Source organism: Metabacillus sp. B2-18 (assembly GCF_021117275.1).
In the GTDB taxonomy this organism is placed as follows: domain Bacteria; phylum Bacillota; class Bacilli; order Bacillales; family Bacillaceae; genus Metabacillus.
Map to the genome: position 1 here is coordinate 1712251 of NZ_CP088245.1, position 23207 is coordinate 1735457.

At 35.0% G+C, this 23207-nt stretch carries 23 protein-coding genes; 15 read left to right on the forward strand and 8 right to left on the reverse strand.

Going from position 1 to position 23207, the window contains the following annotated elements:
* Positions 1-39 precede the first annotated feature (39 nt).
* The 10 genes from LPC09_RS08610 (at position 40) to LPC09_RS08655 (ending at position 9434) form a co-directional block, all read left to right on the forward strand.
* Positions 40-198, forward strand: coding sequence for a hypothetical protein (locus LPC09_RS08610; protein WP_231309423.1), 159 nt, complete (start codon positions 40-42; stop codon positions 196-198).
* Complete coding sequence (locus tag LPC09_RS08615; RefSeq protein ID WP_098798050.1) at positions 198-1316, forward strand: efflux RND transporter periplasmic adaptor subunit; 1119 nt, start codon at positions 198-200, stop codon at positions 1314-1316. Before LPC09_RS08610 ends, LPC09_RS08615 begins: the two co-directional genes overlap by 1 nt.
* Positions 1313-1999 (forward strand): ABC transporter ATP-binding protein, encoded by a 687-nt coding sequence (locus tag LPC09_RS08620; RefSeq protein ID WP_231309424.1) that lies wholly within the window; start codon positions 1313-1315, stop codon positions 1997-1999. The genes LPC09_RS08615 and LPC09_RS08620 overlap by 4 nt, the downstream gene beginning before the upstream one ends.
* A complete protein-coding gene (locus LPC09_RS08625; RefSeq protein WP_098798052.1) occupies positions 1996-3189 on the forward strand; it encodes an ABC transporter permease in 1194 nt (397 codons plus the stop codon). The genes LPC09_RS08620 and LPC09_RS08625 overlap by 4 nt, the downstream gene beginning before the upstream one ends.
* 326 nt (positions 3190-3515) lie before the next feature.
* Complete coding sequence (locus LPC09_RS08630) at positions 3516-4271, forward strand: DeoR/GlpR family DNA-binding transcription regulator (protein ID WP_231309425.1); 756 nt, start codon at positions 3516-3518, stop codon at positions 4269-4271.
* Positions 4268-5179, forward strand: a complete 912-nt coding sequence (gene pfkB / locus LPC09_RS08635; protein ID WP_231309426.1) for a 1-phosphofructokinase — start codon at positions 4268-4270, stop codon at positions 5177-5179. Before LPC09_RS08630 ends, pfkB begins: the two co-directional genes overlap by 4 nt.
* 13 nt (positions 5180-5192) lie before the next feature.
* A complete protein-coding gene (locus LPC09_RS08640) occupies positions 5193-7058 on the forward strand; it encodes a PTS fructose transporter subunit IIABC (RefSeq protein WP_231309427.1) in 1866 nt (621 codons plus the stop codon).
* A gap of 155 nt (positions 7059-7213) precedes the next feature.
* Complete coding sequence (locus tag LPC09_RS08645; RefSeq protein ID WP_231309428.1) at positions 7214-7636, forward strand: organic hydroperoxide resistance protein; 423 nt, start codon at positions 7214-7216, stop codon at positions 7634-7636.
* 181 nt (positions 7637-7817) lie between these two features.
* The gene (lepB, locus tag LPC09_RS08650; protein WP_212134380.1) at positions 7818-8378 is read left to right on the forward strand and encodes a signal peptidase I; all 561 of its coding nucleotides are present in this window, start codon (positions 7818-7820) and stop codon (positions 8376-8378) included.
* Positions 8379-8507: 129 nt separating this feature from the next.
* The gene (locus tag LPC09_RS08655; RefSeq protein ID WP_231309429.1) at positions 8508-9434 is read left to right on the forward strand and encodes a DUF4349 domain-containing protein; all 927 of its coding nucleotides are present in this window, start codon (positions 8508-8510) and stop codon (positions 9432-9434) included.
* Positions 9435-9445: 11 nt separating this feature from the next.
* On the opposite strand, the gene LPC09_RS08660 is transcribed toward LPC09_RS08655, so the two are convergent.
* Together LPC09_RS08660 and LPC09_RS08665 are read right to left on the reverse strand one after the other, a co-directional pair.
* Positions 9446-9706 carry a hypothetical protein gene (locus tag LPC09_RS08660; RefSeq protein ID WP_231309430.1) on the reverse strand — a complete coding sequence of 87 codons (261 nt, stop codon included), beginning with the start codon at positions 9704-9706 and terminating at the stop codon, positions 9446-9448.
* A 135-nt stretch (positions 9707-9841) separates the two neighbouring features.
* Positions 9842-11284, reverse strand: coding sequence for a carbon starvation CstA family protein (locus LPC09_RS08665; protein WP_231309431.1), 1443 nt, complete (start codon positions 11282-11284; stop codon positions 9842-9844).
* Between the two features lie 246 nt (positions 11285-11530).
* On the opposite strand from LPC09_RS08665, the gene LPC09_RS08670 reads away from it, so the two are divergent.
* Positions 11531-12142, forward strand: a complete 612-nt coding sequence (locus LPC09_RS08670) for a LysE/ArgO family amino acid transporter (RefSeq protein WP_098798061.1) — start codon at positions 11531-11533, stop codon at positions 12140-12142.
* Between the two features lie 14 nt (positions 12143-12156).
* A complete protein-coding gene (locus LPC09_RS08675; RefSeq protein WP_231309432.1) occupies positions 12157-13044 on the forward strand; it encodes a CPBP family intramembrane glutamic endopeptidase in 888 nt (295 codons plus the stop codon).
* Positions 13045-13173: 129 nt separating this feature from the next.
* Here LPC09_RS08675 and LPC09_RS08680 read toward each other — a convergent pair whose 3' ends face one another.
* Positions 13174-13599 (reverse strand): hypothetical protein, encoded by a 426-nt coding sequence (locus LPC09_RS08680; RefSeq protein ID WP_098798063.1) that lies wholly within the window; start codon positions 13597-13599, stop codon positions 13174-13176.
* A gap of 294 nt (positions 13600-13893) precedes the next feature.
* Between LPC09_RS08680 and LPC09_RS08685 the strand changes: the two genes are divergently transcribed.
* Complete coding sequence (locus LPC09_RS08685) at positions 13894-15513, forward strand: ABC-F family ATP-binding cassette domain-containing protein (protein ID WP_098798064.1); 1620 nt, start codon at positions 13894-13896, stop codon at positions 15511-15513.
* Between the two features lie 113 nt (positions 15514-15626).
* Here the strand turns inward: LPC09_RS08685 and LPC09_RS08690 are convergent, their stop codons facing one another.
* A complete protein-coding gene (locus LPC09_RS08690) occupies positions 15627-16358 on the reverse strand; it encodes a LytR/AlgR family response regulator transcription factor (protein WP_098798065.1) in 732 nt (243 codons plus the stop codon).
* Positions 16359-16367: 9 nt separating this feature from the next.
* Positions 16368-18089 carry a sensor histidine kinase gene (locus tag LPC09_RS08695; RefSeq protein ID WP_098798066.1) on the reverse strand — a complete coding sequence of 574 codons (1722 nt, stop codon included), beginning with the start codon at positions 18087-18089 and terminating at the stop codon, positions 16368-16370.
* A gap of 167 nt (positions 18090-18256) precedes the next feature.
* On the opposite strand from LPC09_RS08695, the gene LPC09_RS08700 reads away from it, so the two are divergent.
* Positions 18257-19171, forward strand: coding sequence for a ketopantoate reductase family protein (locus LPC09_RS08700; RefSeq protein ID WP_098798067.1), 915 nt, complete (start codon positions 18257-18259; stop codon positions 19169-19171).
* Positions 19172-19225: 54 nt separating this feature from the next.
* Here LPC09_RS08700 and LPC09_RS08705 read toward each other — a convergent pair whose 3' ends face one another.
* Together LPC09_RS08705 and LPC09_RS08710 are read right to left on the reverse strand one after the other, a co-directional pair.
* Positions 19226-20149 carry a CobW family GTP-binding protein gene (locus tag LPC09_RS08705; protein ID WP_231309433.1) on the reverse strand — a complete coding sequence of 308 codons (924 nt, stop codon included), beginning with the start codon at positions 20147-20149 and terminating at the stop codon, positions 19226-19228.
* 129 nt (positions 20150-20278) lie between these two features.
* Positions 20279-21511: an aminopeptidase gene (locus tag LPC09_RS08710; protein ID WP_098798069.1), complete on the reverse strand. Its 1233-nt coding sequence runs from the start codon at positions 21509-21511 to the stop codon at positions 20279-20281.
* Between the two features lie 173 nt (positions 21512-21684).
* On the opposite strand from LPC09_RS08710, the gene LPC09_RS08715 reads away from it, so the two are divergent.
* Positions 21685-22851: an acyl-CoA dehydrogenase family protein gene (locus tag LPC09_RS08715; RefSeq protein ID WP_231309434.1), complete on the forward strand. Its 1167-nt coding sequence runs from the start codon at positions 21685-21687 to the stop codon at positions 22849-22851.
* Between the two features lie 71 nt (positions 22852-22922).
* Here LPC09_RS08715 and LPC09_RS08720 read toward each other — a convergent pair whose 3' ends face one another.
* Positions 22923-23189: a hypothetical protein gene (locus LPC09_RS08720; protein ID WP_231309435.1), complete on the reverse strand. Its 267-nt coding sequence runs from the start codon at positions 23187-23189 to the stop codon at positions 22923-22925.
* Positions 23190-23207 lie beyond the last annotated feature (18 nt).

Sequence of the window (23207 nt, forward strand, 5' to 3'; positions counted from 1 at the left end):
GCAGATGGAGTTTTAGGAGCAGTTTTAGGCGTATTTGAAGTGTTTCAAATTTGGTATTATGTTTTACTGGCACTTGGACTTGTGAAAGTAGCCCAACTTTCCAAACCTGCAGCATATACAATTGCTATTATCTTCTTTATTTTAGGTCTTATTGTTGCAGCAATTGGAGGAGTTCTTGAAGGGATTGCACAGTTCTGATGAAGAAAAAAATTTGGATAGGTATAGGCGTTGCATGCTTAATCATTATATTAGTTGGAGTTAATGTTTTTCGAACAGTAAGTAAAGAAAACCTAACAGTTGATACAATAAAAGTTGAAGAACGTGAAATGACCGGGAATGTAATGGTTCCCGGTACACTTTCGCTAAGAAATGAGAGTTTAGTTTACTTATCACCTGAAAGTGGTAAAGTTGCTGAGATTCTTGTAAAAGAAGGAGATAAGGTGGAAGAAGGAACACCTCTACTTCGTTATGAGAATGAGCAGCTATTAGTAGAAAAAGAACAAAATGCTTTATCTCTAGAATCTTCCTACCTACGAATTAATCAGGTGGAAAAACAAATAAATGATTTGGATGAAAAAGAGGAGGATTTGACGAAGCAAGTAGGCAAAGAGGAAGCGAAAAAACAAGTTGATGCCGAAAGAGATCAATTAAAAACAGATTTAAAATTAGCTAACATCGAAGCTAGACAAGTGCTGCTTCAAAAAGAAACAATTGAGAAAAAACTGGGAGAACTTGAAGTTGTAAGTGAAATTTCTGGTACGGTTCTTTCTATTAGTAAAGATGCATCAAAAGGAGTCACTCAAGGAGCTATTTTACACATTGCAAAACCTGATGAGCTCATTGTAAAGGGATCCATTTCTGAATATGATTCTTTAAAAATTAAGGAGAAGCAACCTGTAACATTGAGATCTGATGTTGTACCAGGAAAGGAATGGGTTGGTGTCGTTAGTAAGGTTAATCTTCTGCCGGAACAGAGTGAAAATGCAATGGGTAATGAAGATAGTGCTGTTCAGTATCCAATTGAGGTTACAATTGATGATAAAGGTATTAAAGCAAAACCAGGTTTTAAATTAATAATGGATATCCAAACAGAAAAAAGAAAAGCTCTTGCTGTTCCTTTAGAAGCAGTTAAACAGGATGCTGAAGAATATTATGTATTTGTTGTTGAAGAAGGAAAGGCCATTCGTAAAATAGTAAAAACAGGAGCAGCAAGTGATGAGTATATGGAGATCAAAACAGGGTTAGAAACAGGAGAAAGAGTTATTGTTAGTCCTTCAAATGAACTGCAAAATAACATGGAAGTGAATGAGAAATGATTGAGTTAACTTCCATTACTAAGAGCTATAAAGTTGGACAGGATACATTGGATGTTCTTAAAGGAATTAGTCTAACAATTAACGAAGGTGAATTCGTAGCGATTATGGGTCCTTCTGGTTCCGGAAAATCGACACTAATGAACGTTATTGGATGTTTAGACAACCCTACCTCGGGCACATACTTACTCGGTGATGAGGACATTTCAACTTATAAGGATGAAATGTTAGCTAAGGTACGTAATTTATCGATAGGCTTCGTTTTCCAACAATTTCAGCTTCTCCCCCGGCTCACGGCTCTAAAAAATGTAGAGCTTCCTATGGTTTACGCCGGTTATAAGAAAAAAGAGCGTGAGGAGAGAGCAAAGCAGGCTCTTGAAAAGGTTGGGCTAGCCGAGAGGGTGAATCACTTGCCCAATGAGTTATCTGGAGGACAAAAACAACGTGTTGCAATCGCGAGGTCAATTGTAAATAACCCTAAAATCATACTAGCGGACGAACCAACTGGAGCACTTGATAGTAAAACAAGCATTACAATAATGGAGCAATTCACACAATTAAATTTGGAGGGAACAACAGTTATACTTGTTACCCACGAACAAGAGGTTGCTGATTATGCAAAAAGAATTATAACAGTTAGAGATGGGATCATTCTCTCAGATGTAGAGCGGAGGAGAGAAGTATGAGCTTACTTGAAAATGTAAAGATGGCATTAAGTTCAGTATTAGCTCATAAATTGCGGTCCATTTTAACAATGCTCGGAATTATTATCGGTGTAGCATCGGTTATTTTAGTTGTTGCCATCGGACAAGGTGGAGAGCAATTACTAAAAACTTCAATAACTGGTCCTGGTAATACGATTGAAGTTTATTATGAACCAAGTGAAGAAGAATTACTGTCAAACCCAAATGCCTATATGAATGCTGCTTTTACTCAGGAAGATGTTCATTCATTAAGCAATATACCAGAAGTGAAAAAAGTTGTTGCTGCTTCATCAGAATACTTTTCAACAAGATATCGGGAAGAAACAGCCGATACTAGTGTTAATGGTATAAACCAAGCCTATATGGAAGTAAATAACTTGAAGGTTGAATCAGGAAGAAATCTGGTTGAAGCAGATTTTATTGGAGGCACACGTGTAGGGGTTATTAGCTCAGAGTTGAAAAAGGAAATGTTTGATAAAATTGAGCCGTTAGGTGAAGTTGTTTGGATTAATGGTCAACCGATTGAAATTATAGGAGTATTAGAGAAGCCAGAAGGTTTATTCGCATTCGGGGCGATGGAAGTATATGTACCATGGAGTACATTTCGGAACTCTTTTGGAAAAAATGAATATAATTCAATTACGTTACAGGCTACAAATGCTGACGTAATGAAAGAGGTTGGAGAAAAGGCAACAACTCTTTTAAATACAACTCATAATACAGATGATTCTTATAAAGTGTTTAATATGGAAGAAATGGCAGAAGGAATTGGACAAATCACAACGATTATGACTTTAATAATTGGATCAATTGCGGGTATTTCACTTGTAGTCGGGGGAATAGGTGTTATGAACATCATGCTTGTTTCCGTAACGGAACGAACAAAAGAAATAGGTATAAGAAAGGCGTTAGGAGCAACCAAGCGACAAATTCTTACTCAATTTCTAATTGAATCGGTCACCCTTACTCTTATTGGTGGAATTATTGGAATTTTACTAGGAGCAATAGCGGCAAATGTTGTATCAATCTTTGCTGGATGGCCACCTCTCATTTCTTGGCAAGTTGTTTTAGGAGGGTTAATATTTTCAATGGTTATTGGAATTGTTTTTGGAATGTTACCTGCGAATAAAGCGGCCCGCTTAAGTCCAATTGAATCTTTACGATATGAATAACATTTTAACCTCCCATTAGTTGTTTATGGGAGGTTTTTATTATGTTTTTTTCTTGAAATGTAGAGACTGATTTAACTAATACAATTGAATTCTTTCGAAAAACAATCAATTTCATTCAAATAAAATGAATGCATCGATTCTTCAGCCTATTGTTTTATTAAAATATCATTCGATATATGAATGTTTTTGAAAGGATTGTATGTTCATAGTGATAAAAAGTGATAGTTTTTGATAAAATATGATTGATTTTGGCTGGAGATGAAAGTATAATGAAAAAGTAAGCAGATTATGTATTCGCTTACAAAAAATTAGGAGGTGTTGTTAGTTTGTTAACACCTGAACGTCATCGACTAATTCTTGATCTTTTAAAAGAAAGACATTCTGTGAAAATACATGAGCTTGTCGACTTAACTAACACATCAGAGTCAACAATTCGTCGTGACTTAACACAATTGGAAGAAGATAAATATTTAAAACGAATTCATGGCGGAGCAGCACTTTTACAAGGAAAGCTAAAGGAACCAAATGTTAGTGAGAAATCTGCTAAAAACCTTCAGCAAAAGAAAATGATTGCAGCTGAAGCAGCTGCTCTTATAGAAGAAGGAGATTGTATTTTTTTAGATGCAGGTACAACAACACTACAAATGGTTGATTATTTATCACTTGAAAAAGAAATTGTTGTTGTAACGAATGGACTCACTGTTATGGAACCGCTTTTAAGCAAAGGTATAAAAACATACTTAATAGGTGGATTTTTAAAACCATCTACTGGTGCTATGATTGGACGCGGTGCTTTAACGGCATTAGAACAATACCGTTTTGATAAATGTTTTTTAGGAGTAAATGGCATACATGTTGAGTTAGGTTATACAACACCTGACCCAGAAGAAGCAGCAATGAAAATGACAGCGCTAAAGCTTTCAAGAGAAAAATATGTTTTAGCTGATTATTCCAAATTTGGAGAAATTGCATTTTCAAGAATTGCTCAGCTTTCAGAAGCAAAGATTATAACGGATGAAGGGGAAGATGAAGTCCTTTATCCATATACAAAAAATACAGCAATAAAGGTAGTGAATACATGATTTATACCGTGACATTGAATCCATCAGTTGATTACATCGTAAGAGTTGAACAATTTGAGTTAGGGTCGTTAAACCGTTCATCGGAAGATTCAAAATTTCCTGGTGGTAAAGGGATTAATGTATCACGTGTGTTGAAACGATTAGGTGTTGAATCTAACGCATTAGGTTTTATAGGTGGTTTTACGGGTTCTTTTGTAGCAGATTTCCTATCTGAGGAGAATATTCAACACAACTTTATAAACGTTTCTGGTGATACAAGAATAAACGTTAAGCTAAAAACTGACGTTGAGACAGAGATAAATGGAGTGGGACCTAGTGTGTCAGAAGAACAGCTAAATCAGTTTTTACAATTGTTTCAGCATATGAATCAAGACGATATTGTTCTTTTAGCAGGTAGTATTCCAGGGACATTACCAACATCTATCTATCAAAAAATCATGACTATTTGTAAAGAGAAAGAGATAAAAGTAGTGGCAGATGTTTCTGGTGATGCACTAAAAGAAGTTGTATCTGAAAAACCATTCTTAATTAAACCGAACCATCATGAATTAGGGGAATTGTTTGAAACAAACATTCAATCTGTAGAAGATGCACATAAATATGCGAAGCAACTTGTCCAACAAGGTGTAAAGCATGTGATTGTCTCAATGGCTGGTGAAGGGGCACTTCTAGTTACAGATGAATTCAGTTATGTAGCAAATGTACCAAAAGGAAAGGTATTAAATTCTGTTGGTGCCGGTGATTCAGTTGTTGGTGGATTTTTAAGTGCTTTCTCCGAAAATAAATCGCTGGAAGAAGCGTTTAAGATTGGTGTTGCTTCAGGCAGTGCAACAGCATTTTCACTTGAGCTTTGTACAAAAAAAGAAGTAGAAGAGTTATTACCTCAAATAGAAGTAGTCAAAATATAGAGGGGGAAAAATGATGAGGATAACAGAAGTATTAACAAAAAGGACAATAAAATTAGAAATCCAATCAACATCAAAGGGCGATGTTGTAAAAGAATTAGTTGATGTATTAGATCGTGCTGGTAAGCTTTCAAACAAAGCGGCTTACGAGCAAGCCGTATTAAATCGTGAAAAACAAAGTACAACAGGAATTGGTGATGGTATTGCCATTCCTCATGCTAAAACAAATGCAGTGAAAGAACCCGCTATTGTGTTTGGACGCTCAACAACTGGTGTGGATTATGAATCATTAGATGGTCAGCCAAGTTATTTGTTTTTTATGATTGCTGCTCCAGAGGGCGCAAACAATACCCACTTAGAAGCATTGTCAAAACTCTCAAGTATATTAATGAAGCAAGAAGTAAGAGATCAGTTACTTCAAGCAAAAACAGAGGATGAAGTGTTGGCGATTATCGACCAATATGATGTTCAAGAAGATGAGAATGAAGCTGTGCCAACTGAGGGGAAAACAGGTAAAATATTAGCTGTTACTGCATGTCCAACGGGTATTGCTCATACGTATATGGCAGCAGATGCATTAAAAGAAAAAGCAAAAGAGCTGAACTTATCGTTAAAAGTAGAAACGAATGGTTCCGGTGGAGCTAAAAATGTTTTAACTCCTGCAGAAATAGAAGAAGCCACAGCGATTATCGTAGCTGCAGATAAACAAGTAGAAATGGAACGTTTTAAAGGTAAGCATGTGATCATTGTTCCAGTTGCTGATGGTATTCGTAAAACAAAAGAATTATTAGATCGTGCTGTAAATCAAGATGCTCCAATTTATCAAGGAAGTGGAGAATCGAAAAAAGAAGATCGCAGTGGTGAAAGAACTGGATTTTATAAGCACTTAATGAACGGTGTATCTAATATGTTACCGTTTGTTGTAGGTGGCGGTATCTTAATTGCCTTATCATTCATGTTTGGAATTCATGCATCAGATCCTAACGACCCTTCACATAACGCCTTTGCTGAAGCATTGAGCACAATTGGTGGCGGAAATGCATTTGGATTAATGATTCCTGTATTAGCTGGATTCATTGCATTAAGTATTGCTGACCGTCCAGGATTAGCGCCAGGTATGGTTGGTGGATTTATGGCAGCTCAAGGTGGCGCAGGCTTCTTGGGTGGATTAATTGCTGGTTTCTTAGCAGGTTATATTGTTGTACTTTTAAAGAAACTTTTATCTGGCATGCCAGCTTCTTTAGAAGGAATTAAACCCGTTCTGTTATATCCGGTTTTAAGTATATTCACTGTTGGAATGATCATGTTCTTTGTAGTAAATCAACCTGTAAGTGCATTAAATGGTGTGATTAGTGACTTCTTAAGTAACTTAGGTACAGGAAACTTAATACTTCTAGGCTTACTATTAGGCGGTATGATGGCAGTAGATATGGGTGGTCCAATCAATAAAGCTGCTTTCACATTTGGTATAGCAATGATTGATGCAGGAAACTTTGCTCCGCATGCTGCAGTTATGGCTGGCGGTATGGTTCCTCCACTAGGAATTGCATTAGCAACTACGTTATTCAAAAATAAATTTACGAAACGTGAACGTGAAGCAGGTATTACTTGTTATATTATGGGTGCTTCATTTATTACAGAAGGTGCTATTCCTTTTGCAGCGGCCGATCCAGCTCGTGTTATTCCTTCCATTATCACTGGTTCTGCAGTAGCTGGAGCTTTAGCAATGTTCTTCGGAAATGGATTACGCGCACCACACGGCGGTGCATTTGTTATTCCTTTAGTTGAAGGTAACCCAGTTTTATATCTATTAGCTATTGTTATAGGTGCAGTAGTTACTGCTTTAATGTTAGGAATTTTAAAAAAGCCTGTTAATGAATAAAAAATTGTAAAAAAGCAGACTGGTTTTTAGTTTACTAGAAATCAGTCTGTTTTTCTTTTTTGAGAATTCTTTTACAACTGTAGTGATTAAAAGTAAAAAAAGTTGGGTAAATAAAAGTAGTAGACAAAAAGATAGGATTGAAAGGTGGAATTAACTTGTCAAAACCAATATTTACGTCAACAGTAACAGCAGTCGGTGGAAGAGATGGCAGAGTTGAGTCATCTGACGGCAATATCAATTTACAATTAGCAATGCCAGGTTCACCTAGAGCCAAGGAAATGCCTGAAGCAACAAATCCTGAACAATTATTTGCGGCTGGTTATTCTGCATGCTTTGATGGTGCATTACAATTAATTGCAAAAAGAGAAAATGTGAACTTTGAATCTGAAGTAACAGCAAATGTTAGTCTTTTAAAGGACGAGTCTGATGATGGTTTTAAACTAGGTGTTACGTTACAAGTAAAAGGAACGGGAATTGAAAAGGACAAGCTTGAAGAATTGGTTGAAAAGGCACATGGATTTTGTCCATATTCAAAAGCAACAAGAGGAAATATTGAAGTTGAACTAGAGGTCGTATAAGAATTTACCTTTAATTTGAAGAATTTCTTCAAGTAAATAAACGTAAAATTATTTCTAAGCCCCAAATGATATATCTTCATTTGGGGTTTAATTGTTTTTATAGAAATAGGATATTTATTGGCAAAATATCCATATAAAAAGGTATAATGATAAAAGAGCAATGTAATATAGGAGGATCTTCATGTCGCAAACTGAAACAGAAACAACGAAGTCAAAGATGTGGGAATGGACAAAGGCTATTGTGCTAGCGGTTGGACTAGCTATGATTATTCGTATTTTTTTATTTGAACCATATCTTGTAGAAGGGTCTTCGATGGATCCAACACTACATGATGGGGATCGTCTTTTTGTTAATAAAACGTTAAAGTTTATTGGTGAGATTGATAAAGGTGATATTGTTATTATTGATGGCAAAGAAGAAAACATTCGCTATGTAAAACGTGTAATAGGTGTCCCAGGAGATAAGGTCAGTGCGCAAGATGGAAAAGTGTATGTCAACGGAACGGTTATAGAGGAACCATATCTTGATAGTAATGAAAAGGAAGCAGAGAGTATAGGAATTGACTTAACTGATGATTTTGAAGAGATAGAGGTACCGAACGGTAACTATTTTGTTATGGGAGATAATCGACTAAATAGCATGGATAGTCGAAACGGTCTAGGTTTAATTGAAAAAGATCGTATTTTGGGTAAATCTGAATTTATCTTTTTCCCATTTGATCATTTAAGTAAAACAGAATAGTTGATACAACGATGACGACAAAGTTTTATTTGTCGTCTTTTTAAATTTATCTTCCATATTTTTGTAACATTTCATCCTTTTAAGCGACTACATATATAAGTCAAACACAACAAAGGAAGTGTTAAAAAGATGAAAAAGTGGAGGTTTCTTTTATGTTCATTCTTTCTTGTTATCCTTTTTACTGGTTGTAGTAATAATTCAAGTGAGAGTGCAACTGAGAATACGACGGGTCAATCTTCTGATCAAGCTGTTCCGGAACTGGAAAAGAAAGAGCATTCAGAAGCAGATTCAGTAGAAAATACGGTTGAAAAGGAAAAAAAGGAAGATAACTTTGATAGTGGCAGGATGGTTATTTATACAGCTGACCTGTCTATAAAAGTATCGAACTTTGATGAAACAGTGAAATTTGTTCAAGAGAAAACAGAAACTTTACATGGATATGTTGTACAATCTCATTCCTACTCTGTGGATGATGGAGAAACGGTTGAAGGTACAATAACAGTGAGAATACCACAGGAATCTTTTCACTTATTTTTGGAGAGTGTTGAAAAGGGAAGTACAAAGGTTTTAGATCGTTCAATTTCAGGCCAAGATGTAACAGAAGAATATGTTGATCTTGAATCACGTTTGAAATCTAAACAAGTTGTTGAAAAAAGATTACTTGAATTTATGGAGAAGGCTGAAAAAACAGAGGATTTATTGAAAATTTCAAGCGACTTAGCTGCTATCCAAGAAGAAATTGAGACAATAAAGGGAAGAATGAATTACTTAGATAATCAAGTTAGTTTAGCTACTGTAACGCTTCAAGTTAGAGAAGATAAAGTAAATGTTCCAGAACTTGATAATGAGGGTTTGAATACTTGGGAACGGACAAAGAAGCAGTTCATGGAAAGTGTTAATGTTGTTTTAAAATCAATGTCTAGTATTTTTATTTTCTTAGTTGGAAGTTTACCGATTTTAATTATTATTGGTGGAATTCTTTTTATTGCGCTTTTCATTTTTAAAAGAAAAAGAAGGCATAATCAAGGAAAACCACCAACTAATTTAGGTGAATAAATGAAATGCTTTTATGTAGCCAAGATCGTTAAAATAAGCATCGTTATAAAGACAGAACCAATTACTAGTAGTACACTAACTAAAATAGGCATTTTTTTATCCGCAAGGTGATAATGGGGAAGAATTCGCTTTAGTGAGAGCGAAATAATTATGTAAATGAATATAACCCCGATAATAAACGTAACCCCACTAGACTCAAAACCTAGAAAGGCAAAGTAAATTCCAGAAAAAAAGATTAGCAAGCAGTATTCAATTAGAGTGTGTAATTTCATGTTAGTCTCCCTTAAACTTTTAGATAGCTTATTTTAACATAAATTAAATATGAGTTTAAGAAAGACAAGGACTAATAATTGAAATTATAAATAGAAAAGAAGCAGCTGGGAAAGCTGCTTCTTTTTTGGAAAATGCTATGCTGCAATGTTTATGTCATCATCAAGTTGTAATTTATTTTCTCTTGCCTTAATAGCAGCCTTATAGAAGAGACCAGTTATTAAAACAGTGATGATGCTTGCGCCGATATATGATGTTGTTAATGATAATCCGAAGCCAATTGCTGCATTCAAAATATACGTGGAGGTGGCCATTGTCATGAAAATTCCTGGAATCATAGCAATCCAATAGTTTTTCTTAGCGATGAACAAATACATTGAAGCTACCCATAATGCAATTACTGCTGTTGATTGGTTTGCCCAAGAAAAATAACGCCATAATAGTGTAAAGTCTATTTTAGTTAGAGCAAAAGAGATAACAAACAATGGAATCGCAATCCAAAGGCGACTCATAATTTTAGATTGAGAAATGTTTAAATAGTCTGCAATGATCATACGTGCACTTCTAAATGCTGTATCACCAGAAGTAATCGGTAGTACAATGACACCTAGAACAGCTAACGTTCCGCCAATTGCTCCTAACATGGCAGTAGAAGCTTCACTTACAACTGCTGCAGGCCCTCCATTAGCCAAAATATCAGCTAATCCATTATAGCCATCAAATAAACTCATAGCTGCAGCTGCCCAGATCATCGCAATAATTCCTTCAGCAATCATCATTCCATAAAAAATAAAGCGACCTTGTGCTTCATTTTGTGTTGTACGTGAAATGATCGGTGTTTGTGTTGCATGAAATCCGGATAAAGCTCCACAAGAAATAGTTAAAAATAAAAGAGGGAAGATCGGTGCGTTATCAGGATGCATATTAGCAAACGTTAATTCAGGAATTGGTGCACCGGTAATGAGTAATGATACACCTACACCAATTGCACTTATTAAAAGTAAAGCCCCGAAAATTGGATATAAACGACCAATAACCTTATCAATTGGTAATAGTGTTGCTAAAATATAGTAGATAAAGATAGCACCTATAATAACTCCAAATGATACCCAATCAGGAGTAATACCTGCTAATAAATCGGCTGGTGCTGTTACAAATACAGTTCCAACTAAAAGTAATAGTAAAATAGCAAAAGCATTTACAACGTGTTTCATTGCTTTACCTAAAAATTTACCTGCAAGCTCTGGTAAATGTGCTCCACGATTACGAATTGAAATCATACCTGTTAAATAGTCATGAACAGCACCGGCGAATATACATCCGATTACAATCCAAATGAATGCTGCAGGACCGTACAAAGCTCCCATAATAGGTCCGAAGATCGGTCCAACTCCAGCGATATTTAATAATTGAATTAGAGAATTACGTTTCTTACCCATAGGAAGGTAATCAACATCATCTCTACGAGTAATGGCAGGTGTTTTTCTTGCTTCCTTCACACCAAAAACTTTTTCTACAAATCGACCGTAGATAAAATATCCTAAGATTAATAGTACAATTCCAGCAATAAATGTATACATAAAAGGACCTCCTTTAGAGTGATGATTACGCTTACATAGATCTTAACAAAAAAACAGCTAAATCGGAGTGTTTTGTGATTAAGATGTGAAATAGAGAGTGTAACATGTAGTAAAACGCTTTCAAGATGCATGTGGAAATAAATAGAACGTAAGAAAAGGAGTTAAATATTTAAAAACAATCCGTATTCATATATGATGTTAATATCTGCTAAAAAAGGAAACTCTTAAAAACATGGAGGAAAAGAAGTGGAAGCAATATTGCATGGAATATTATTAGCATTTGGGTTAATTCTTCCTTTAGGTGCACAAAATGTGTTTGTTTTTAACCAAGGGGCACTTCAACCTCGGTTTGTGCAGGCTCTTCCGGTTATTGTTACAGCAGCACTTTGTGATACATTTTTAATTATTCTTGCAGTCCTAGGAGTGTCTGTTATTGTTTTTTCATTTGAATGGTTAAAAGTAGCTATATTTTTGATTGGCATTATGTTTTTGCTTTATATGGGTTGGTCTGTTTGGAGGTCAGATGAACAATCAGAAAAGGAGCATCATTCATCCTCCTTATCTCCTAAAAAACAAGTTATGTTTGCGATGAGTGTTTCTCTATTAAATCCACATGCAATTTTAGATACAATTGGTGTCATTGGGACGAGTTCACTTGCTTATAATGAAGGAGACAAGGTGTTATTTACACTAGCGTGTATTATTGTTTCGTGGATTTGGTTTCTTGGTCTCGCACTAACAGGAAGAAGTATAAAGAAAATTGATCAAAACGGAAAACATTTAAGAAAAATAAATAAAGTTTCTGCTCTTATTATTTGGGCAGTAGCTGTTTATTTAATCTTTCAATTAATAAGTTAAAGGGAGATTTGATTATGAGGCAGAGTTTTATCAAAATTGAAGAAGGTAAAAATACGCATAAGAGATATATTGGTTCTCTATTTGTTATTTTAGCTTTTATGCTTATTTTAGGAACAGTTGCATATACAGTAGCACTTATATTAGGTGAGTTTATTAAACCTGGTTTGATAGATTTTGAGACAGGTATGGTAACAGATCCTTTAGTTGATCTTTACCTATTACACTTGCAAAGCATTTTTTTGATTCTTGGTCTACTTATTGCAGTTAAAGCGATCTTAAAAAGAAGGTTCATCTCATTAATAACGCCGTATAAAAACCTAAATTGGGGAAAAATATTTTATGGTTATGTCGTTTTATTTATATTACTAATTGCGTTTACACTAATTGATTATGCCTTTTTCCCGAATGATTATTATTTAAATGATTTTGATGCTGATAGGTTTATATGGTTATTGGTTGCGGTAATTTTTCTGGTTCCGATTCAAACAACTTCTGAAGAACTTCTTTTCAGAGGGTTTCTTCTTCAATGGGGAGCGAAATTCACGAAAAATCCGATTTTGCTCGCTATTATAGTAGGCGGGATTTTTGGTAGTCTTCACTTTTTTAACCCAGAAATGGAGTATGGAGCTTTTTGGGTAGCGCTAGATTACTTAGCAATGGGGTTTATTTGGACGTATATTTCAATAAAAACAAACAGTTCAGAGTTCTCGATTGGTGCACATGCGGCAAATAATATGTTTCTCTGCTTATTTTTAACAATGGATGATACTGTTTATGGTGACATACCTTCCGTGTTTGTAACAACGAATGTCAATGCGATGCTTTCGACACTTACTACGATAATCACTGGTGTGTTATTTACAATTATTGTATTTCGGAAACAAAAGAAAGAGATGAAGTAGAGACTTTTAATCATGTATAGAGCGTGCTATTTAGCCCGCTCTTTTTTTATACTATCAGAAGGCTTTTGTGGATGAGAGTATAAGGAAGACTAAGGTTCTCCATTAACTTGGCTGAGCCAAGTTTTTTAATTAGTGAACTAGTGTCGAATGTCGTTCCTTTAAAATATTTTCGATCAAGGTTAGGTGTATTGCAGCCCAGGATCTTTCTCGAAAATGTAGGATAACACTTATAACTAGTATTGTTAGATAGATGGAAATAAAAATAACAAAAGGCATACTGCCGTTCTTAAATAAAAATTCTTGAAGTTGCTTTGAAAAAAGAAAAAGTAGCCAAGGACCAGCAGATACAAATACAGGAATCATTCCTGTTCCATTTTTCTCCTTTAAAATTCGATAATACATTTTCTCTAATGTTGAGGTATCGATAGTAAGATAGAAATGTTTAATTTGTTCTATTTCTTTTAGTTCTTTTAACTTATGAAGCGGTTGTCCATTCTCGACTGTTTTTTTGAATTTTAAATAAAGTTTATGTGCATCCCCGCGTGTTGAAATCATTTGGTAATTACCTCCGTTCCCTAAATTAAGTCGTTAACAAATGAAGCATATTTTATACCTCCGTTTTTAATATCAGTGGGTGAAAAAATCTTTATCTTTTAGGCTACACGTTGCCCTTAGTAATAAATTCCTTTATAATTAGCATAGCTTAATGTGTAATTTTCTATAAAATTGCTGTGGTTGAAGTCAATATTGACTTTTACGCCTTGTTAAATGTGCATTATTTAACAGGCTTAAAGAGCTATTAAAATAAGTATTAGGGTAATCAGATCCCTTGTTATTGGAGGATGTTTCATGATTCAAGTTACGAATGTTAGCTTACGATTTGGAGATCGCAAGCTTTTTGAAGATGTTAATATTAAATTTACGCCGGGTAACTGCTACGGTTTAATCGGGGCAAATGGAGCCGGGAAATCAACATTTATTAAAATTTTATCAGGTGAGATTGAAGCCCAATCTGGTGATGTTAGCATGGCACCTGGTGAGCGTTTAGCTGTATTAAAACAAAATCATTTTGAATATGAAGAGCATGAAGTTTTGAAAACTGTCATTATGGGTCATAAACGCCTTTATGAAGTAATGCAAGAAAAAGATGCTATCTATATGAAAGCTGATTTCACAGATGAAGATGGTATGAAGGCGGCTGAATTAGAAGGTGAGTTTGCTGAGCTTAATGGTTGGGAAGCCGAAAGTGAAGCAGCAATCCTTTTAAAAGGACTTGGTATCTCTGAGGACCTTCATACAAAGAAGATGGCAGATTTAACAGGTGGAGATAAGGTTAAAGTACTCTTAGCTCAAGCACTTTTTGGTGAGCCGGATGTTCTTCTCTTAGACGAGCCAACCAACCATCTTGATATCCATGCGATTCAATGGCTAGAGGAATTCCTTATCAACTTTGAGAATACTGTTATTGTAGTATCCCATGACCGTCATTTCTTAAACAAAGTTTGTACACATATTGCTGATTTAGATTTCTCTAAAATCAAAATCTATGTTGGAAACTATGACTTTTGGTATGAGTCTAGTCAATTGGCACTTAAACTAGGTCAAGAAGCTAATAAGAAAAAAGAAGAAAAAATTAAAGAGCTTCAAAACTTTATTGCGAGATTTAGCGCTAATGCTTCGAAGTCAAAACAAGCAACATCACGTAAAAAATTATTAGATAAGATTTCCTTAGACGACATTCAGCCATCTTCTCGTCGTTATCCTTATGTAAACTTTACACCTGAGCGTGAGATAGGGAACGATGTTTTGCGTGTTGAAGGATTATCAAAAACAATCGATGGTGTAAAAGTTTTAGATAATATTAGTTTTACTTTGAACAAGGAAGATAAAATTGCATTAGTTGGTCGTGATGAAATTGCGATTACAACTCTTTTTAAAATCTTAGCTGGTGAAATGGAGCCTGATAGTGGCTCATTTAAATGGGGGGTAACAACTTCTCAGGCATATTTCCCAAAAGATAATGGCGAGTATTTTAAAGGTGATGAGCCGAATTTAGTCGACTGGTTACGCCAATATTCTCCTAATGACCAAAGTGAAAGCTTTTTACGTGGCTTCTTAGGTCGTATGCTTTTCTCTGGTGAAGAAGTTTTGAAAAAGCCAAGTGTATTATCTGGAGGAGAGAAAGTTCGTTGTATGCTATCGAAAATGATGCTTAGTGGAGCTAATGTGCTCTTACTGGATGAACCAACGAACCACTTAGACCTTGAATCAATTACCGCTTTAAATAATGGTCTAACAGCATATAAAGGCGCAATGATCTTTACTTCACATGACCATCAGTTTGTTCAAACAATTGCTAATCGCATTATTGAAATAACTGCGAATGGCTTAGTTGATAAACAAATGACATACGATGAATTCTTAGAAGATGATAATGTTCAAAAACAAGTAAAGCAATTATATGCTTAATTTAAAAAATAGCTGGTATGAATTTTTTCATACCAGCTATTTTTTTTGCCCTATATCAATAATAATTTGTTTCATAGGTTACCTTTTGTGATGTTTAGTATATATCTTAAGGACTATATTTCTAATCGTTCTCGCAGTGCCTTAACATAGTTACGACTAACAGAAAGTAGTTCAGAATGACCTTTTAGCTCAAGTTGATAGGCGCCATTGAACCATGGAATTAATCTAGTTACGAATTTTAAATTAACAAGATAACTTTTATGTATTCTGAAAAAACTAAAATCCTTTAGTCGTATTTCTAGATCTTTTAAAGGAGTTTTCGTTTCATATTTAAATACACTGCCAACAATTTTCGTTACTCTTTCATCTCGATATAAATAGAGAATTTCGTCTGGGTGAATATAGACTATTCCCTCATCGCTTTCCACGGCTAATTTTGAAGGAGAGTCTTCTTGCTGGGGGATAACATTTACTAAGCGATCTTCCAGTCTACCAATTGTTTCTTGCAATCTCTCTTCTTCAAAAGGTTTTAAGACATAATCAATTGCATCATAACGAAAGGCATCTACTGCAAATGAAGGGTAGGCTGTTGCAAAAACTAGGAGAGGTTGATGCTTTAATTCTTTCATTGCCATAGCTGTTTCTATTCCATTCATTTTAGGCATCTCGATATCTAAAAAAACAACATCTGGCTTTAGTTGCAGAGTTTTAACTAAGGCAGATTCACCTGAGTCTGCCTCGCCAACAACATGAAGGTTATCATGCTCTGAAAGTAAGTGTTTTAATTCATCCCTGCTATAGCGTTCATCATCAACGATCAATAGTTTAATTTGTCGTTTTTTCATATTGTCCTCCTACTTTACTTTAAAAGAAACGGTTGTGCCTTCATTAAGTTTTGAAGAAATGCGTAGTGTGCTTTCCTCTCCGAGCATGAGCAAAAGTCTTCGATTCACATTATATAACCCAAAGCCAGTGCCCTGTTTGGACTCAACAATACTTTTTACTAAAGAGTTTAATCGACTAAGCTCAATCCCCTTTCCATTATCTTCAATTGTTACAAATATGCTAGTACCCTTATGTTTAATAGAAATTTTAATCAAGCAATTTTTATCCAATTCTCTTATGCCATGCTTGATGGCGTTTTCAACAATTGGTTGTAAAGTTAGAGTTGGAACTTTTTGAGATAAAGCCAGATGATCTATATCATACTTAACGGATAGTCTATCAACAAATCTTGCTTCCTCGATAGAGAGATATGCCCTTACATGTGCAAGTTCTTCCTCAAGGGTAGTCCATTTTGTCGTTGTTCCTGTAAGATTTTTTCTAAAAAACTGTGATAAAGATAAAAGTAACTTTCTTGCTAAGTCAGGGTTTGTCCTAATTAATGAGACAATAATGTTTAATGAATTAAATAAAAAATGAGGACTTATTTGTGCTTGAAGCACTTTAATTTCTGCTTCGTTTGCTAATTGTTTTGCTTGCTCCGCTTCTGCTATTTCTAATTGGTTGCTAAGCAATGAACTTAACCCACTAATTAATTCGATGACTAAATATGAAATGTCTTTTTCAGATTGAAAATAAAATTTTAATGTTCCGATTGTTTCATCCCTTATTTTTAGTGGAGCAATAACAGCAGCTCCTAATGGACAGTTTTTTTCTTGACAATGAATATCTTCTTGCTTGGCAATTGTGAGCTTTCCATTTTCAATGACTTGTTTTGTTAAGGTTGTTTGAATCTTTTGATTAGCTTGGTGATGATTATCAGCCATTCCAACATGAGCTAGAATTCTTTCCTGATTTGTTACAGAGATGGCCAAGGCGTCTACCTCTTTTAAAATAATTCTACACACAACATCTGCGGTTTGTAACGTTAGTCCATTTCTTAAATAACTAAGAGTTTGCTCCGCTAATCTTAGCGCTTTCTGAGCTTGCAGAGCACCAATTTTTTCTTCCTCATTTAATACGTTTCGTATGATAAGAAGAAATATAGCTGATCCAACACCATTTGCAACAATCATTGGTAGGCCAATTGCTTCTACAAGCTGTAATGCTTGACTGAACGGTCTTGAAATGAGGAGGATCACAAGCATCTGTATTGTCTCGGCTAAAGCACCAACAACTAATGCAGTTGATAAATTTAGACGAGCTTTTTTTCTGTAAAAAAACCCAGATAGAATTCCAGCAAGTATTGCAGATATTCCGCAAGATAAAGAAGTAAATCCGCCGAGAGAATATCGATGAATTCCAGCTAATAAACCTGCGCCAATACCGACTTTATAACCACCCAGTAGTCCTGCGATAATAATGCCAATAACTCTTGAATTGGCAATTGCTTCCTCATTGCCTAGAGCATAGGTCCACCTGTCAAACTGTAAAGAGGTTGAATCAAACGTTATACCAGAATATGTACCAATTATACCAAAAGCACCAAAGAATAAAATTGCATAGTATTGTTGTTTTCTACTAATTTCGTTACGTTCAATCATATGTCTGAAGAAAGGCAACCTTGTCATAATTAATGCAACAGTAACAATAATTCCCAATCTTTCAAGCATCGTTAAAAATAATACAAACATGTTTACACACCTCGCTATTATTTGTACATATTTTAGCACAGCTGATAATCGGAAGTAGAGCTAGTTAATAGCGAAGAGTTTTTAACATGACAAATTGTTATCGCTTACTTATACTTTAATAAGAAGATTCTATTATAGCAAAATAAGAATACAGAGGAGAGAACACAATGAAAGTTTTAGTAGTTGGTGCAGGTGCAGTAGGAGGTTATTTTGGAGGGAGACTTCATGAGAAAGGTGTAGATGTGACGTTTTTAGTAAGAGAAGGGCGTCAAAAGCAATTAAAAGAAAAGGGCTTAAAAATAGAAAGTATTCATGGGAACTACACATTTCAACCAAAAACAGTTTTAACTATGGAATCTGAAATTGAAGTATATGATGTTATTTTGATTGGTACGAAATCGTATCATTTTAATCAGGCTATACAAGACATTAAACCATTTGTTGGAACTCAGACGACAATCATACCAATGTTAAATGGAATTAAACATCTTTATGAACTTCAAACTATGTTTGCAAAAGAACAAATAATAGGTGGCCTTTGCTTTGTAGAATCTACTGTTAATGAAGAAGGCACCATCATCCAAACAAGCACAAGTCATGAATTAGTATATGGAGAACTTTCTGGAGAAGAAACCGAAAGAATTATGAAAATAGAAGAAGTATTTTCACATACTAAAGCTTCAATTAGAAGAAGTAATACAATTTTACAGGATATGTGGCATAAATATATGTTTATAACTGGATTATCAGGTGTTACCTCGTTATTTCGATCAAGCATCGGACCAATTCTTAAAACAGAACATGGCTTAGAAATAATTGAAGGATTATTTGCTGAAATTGGTTTTATTATGCGTAAAATGAATGCACCAATAGTAGATGGTATTGAAGAGGTTCAGGTAAATAGAGTAAAAGAAATGGATTATACGATGAAGTCATCTATGCAAAGAGATATGGAAAAAGGCTTTCAAGTTGAAGCAAATCATTTACAAGGCTATCTACTTTCTGAAGCAGAAAAACACAAAGTGAAAACTCCTTATCTGAAAATTGTCTATGCAAACCTTGAAACCTATGGGAAACAATAAGAGATTTTGATAGAACAAAGGCAAGCACACAAAATGTAATGCTTGCCTTTTGAGTTAATTAGAGACAATTTCTACTGCAGCGAGCTGTTGTTTAAGCGTTTCATGATCTAGATTTTCTCCGATAAAAACAAGAGTTTGTTTTCTTTTGATTTGCTCTTTCATATATAACGGCATGCCATAAGAGTATTGAAATAGAAAGGACTCTGTAGAATGAGAAAAGGTTATATATCCTTTAATTCGGTAAATAGTATCAGGCATCTCCCTTAGAAATTTCTCAAATTGGTCTAAATCAATTGGATTTGTAAAGGTATGAACATAACTTCGTACGTGCAGGTTCTTAGAAACATGTGATTGTTCATGATGTTTTTTTTCGCCTAATTGTTTTGGTTGAATAGAAGAGAGTGGTATCTTCGCATGCTCAGTCATGTATAATTTTCCGTTTGGATTTAACCCTTGAATTTCTGCCACTAATTTTGCTTTTTCATTTTCAGATAGTGAATCTGTTTTATTTAAAAGAACGATATCAGCGTGAGTTACTTGTTCTATTAACAATTTACGCAATTGAATGCTTAGCTTTTCTTGGTCCTGCCATCTTTTTGCATCTACTAAAGTGATAATGCCCTTAACATCCAGCTTTTCAGCAAAAAGAGGAGATAAACATGCATCAAGTACCTCGATTGGATGGGCAACCCCAGTAGTTTCAATATAGATTGCGTCCAGCTCATATTCATGAAGCATTTGATTTAGTTGAACCTCAAGCTGACCTTGGATTGTGCAACAAACACAACCGTTTAGCAACTCTTTTAAGGGTGTATCCTTAGAAACAGCATCAGAATCAATCGATGTTTCTCCTAGTTCATTCATAATAACAGCTATTTTTCTATTTTTCTGATGTTCCTGGGTAAGAATGTTTTGAAGAAGTGTCGTTTTTCCTGCTCCAAGGAAACCAGATAATATGTATACGTCAACCTTTTTCATGTTAAACTCCTTATCGTGCTTTTTTTATATATTTCCTTTATTAATGGTTTATAAAATTGATACAAGTTTTATCTTATCATAATTAAAAGGTCTGACATATTTAGTCAGACCTTTTTGCATATTTGAAAATTAGAAAGCCCAAGTACCATTGCGGAAGATTGGTTCAGATGTTCCGTCTTCTTTAATACCATCAATGTCCATGTTAGCTGCACCAATCATGAAATCAACATGGGTAAGACTGGAGTTTACACCTACTTTTTCAAGCTCCTCACGAGACATTTTCTTTCCGCCCTCAACACAAAATGCATAACCGTTTCCAATTGCTAAATGGTTAGATGCGTTTTCGTCAAAAAGAGTGTTATAGAAAAGAATACCTGATTGTGAAATAGGTGAATCATGAGCAACTAAAGCAATTTCACCTAAATAATGTGAACCTTCATCAGTTTCAACAAGTTGCTTTAAGACTGCTTCACCTTTTTCTGCTTTTACTGAAACAATTCTTCCATCTTCAAAAGTTAGTGAGAAGTTGTCAATTAAATTACCACTATAGCTTAGAGGCTTCGTGCTTTGAACAACACCATTTACGCCGTTACGTAATGGCACAGTAAAAACCTCTTCTGTCGGCATATTAGCCATAAAGAAATTTCCTTTTTCGTTCTCACTACCAGCACCAACCCAAGTATGAGTAGGGTGTAATTCAATAGTTAGATCTGTACCGTCAGCTTTATAGTGAAGTTTTTTGTATCTTTTATTATTTAAGTAATCTACTTTTGTATGTAATGAATCATTGTGCTGTTTCCAGGCTTCAACCGGATCGGCTTGATCAATACGAGTTGTTCTGAAAATGGCTTCCCAAAGCTTTTCAACTTGTTTATCTTCACTTTCGTTAGGGAATACCTTTGCTGCCCATTCCTTAGAAGGTGCTGCAATTACTGTCCAACTAGCCTTATCTGCTTGTAAATAATTTCGGTATTTTGTCAGTGCCATTCCAGCAGCTTTTGTAGAAGCGGCGATTCTCTTTGGATCTATCCCACTTAAAAGATCAGGATCTGAAGAAATGATTGACATAAAAGCTCCGTCATTTTCAGCCAATGTTTCTAAGCCTTTTGCTTTCCATTCAGGATAATCACTCAATGCTTCTTCAGATGCAAGTTCAAAACGAGTTCTTGTAATAAAATCGTCATGCCATTCAACATATACATTACGCGCACCAGCTTCATAGGCTTTTTTGACAACAAGACGAACAAATTCAAGAACCTCCGTTGATGCGTTAATTGTTAAGTTTTGGTTTGGTTGAATATTAACCCCTACACGAACTGCGAGTTCAGCATATTTTTCTAAGTTTTGATTGAAATTACTCAAGAAAAAACCTCCTTCATCCTAGGATGAATATGTAATTAATGGAGCTCCTAAAGAAGTTCCTCTTTCATTTTATCAAAACAAATAGAAGAATGAAAAGGTTAACATAATTGATAAGCTAAATTACTTTCAGTTAACAAGTAAAATGACTACAATATGGATAACGAGGTGATAACGTGAATTATATAGATGAACAATTTATAAAAAATGAAAATCAAAAGCAAATACTTTTAAAAACAGATAAGCTAGCAAGAGAATTTGAAACACGTGCAGACCGCTATGATAAAGAAGGTTTATTTCCTTTTGAAAATTTTGATCGTTTAAAAGAAAATGGATATTTACACTTCACCATTCCGAATCACTTGGGAGGGTTAGGGGCAACCTTGTACGAATTTTTATTAGTTCAAGAAAAAATCGCTCAAGGTGATGCAGCAACAGCATTATCATTAGGGTGGCATTTGGGTTTAATGATGCATTTAAGAGAAACGGAAAAATGGGAAGAAAATACTTATAATATAATCTGTGAAGAAATAATTTCTTCAAAAAAACTAATTAACAGTGCTGCAACCGAGCCAAACTCTGGAAGTCCAGCAAGAGGCGGTAAACCTGAAACAATCGCTATTCGAAAAGAAGGACATTGGATCATTAATGGTAAAAAAATCTTTACTTCACTAGCTCCGGCACTTGATTATTTTATTGTACCCGCAACAATTGAAGAAACAGGGGAAATTGGTGACTTTTTAATTCCGAGAGAAGCAAAGGGTGTGGAAATTGAGGAAACTTGGGATACATTAGGTATGCGTGGGACTAGAAGTGACGATCTTATACTAAATGCAGTCAAGGTTCCATTAGAAGCTTTAGTTGAAAGAAAACAGAAGAAAGAAAGACCTACTGCACAAGGCTGGCTTCTTCATATTCCAGCCTGTTATATAGGCATTGCCATATCTGCAAGAAATAAAGCAATAGAATTTGCAAAAACATATCAGCCAACAAGCTTAACTCATCCAATTAAAGATGTGCCTGAAGTACGAAGAAAGGTTGCTGAAATCGATGTGAAGTTAACCACGGCACGAACACTCATGTATTCAACAGCTGAGAAATGGGATTTGGCAAGTAAGAATGAGCGTGATTCTTTAGCGTATGATTTGGCAGTTACAAAAACTGTCGTGACAAATACAGCTGTTGAAGTTGTTGATTTAGCTATGAGGATAGTAGGGGGGCAAAGTCTCTTTAGCTCTAATGTATTGCAAAGGCATTACCGCGATGTTCGTGCAGGGCTACACAACCCACCTTCTGATGATATAACATATAAAATATTAGGTGACCGTGCATTTAGAGAGTAATTGTCTAATGATAAAAAAAGGCATTCAAGAAATGATTTTTTCTTGAATGCTTATGTATTATTTGGGTACATTTATACACCTGAGGCTATAGCCATTATATAAAGCAAAGCTCCTCCGAATATTAATATACCGGTAACATAGAGATTAATAATCGATCCAATTAATGCCCTTTTTGTTAGCATGGAAACGAAGGAATACGCAAAACCAAAAAGTAAAACGATGACAAAGACAGGGATCGTATAAGTACCTAATAAACCGCTTAGGAGTAGTAGTAGAGCAAAAGTCAGGAATACAAATGGAATAATTTGTTGGAATTTAGATATGTCCTTATTTTTCATCTTTTTAGTTAACCTCTC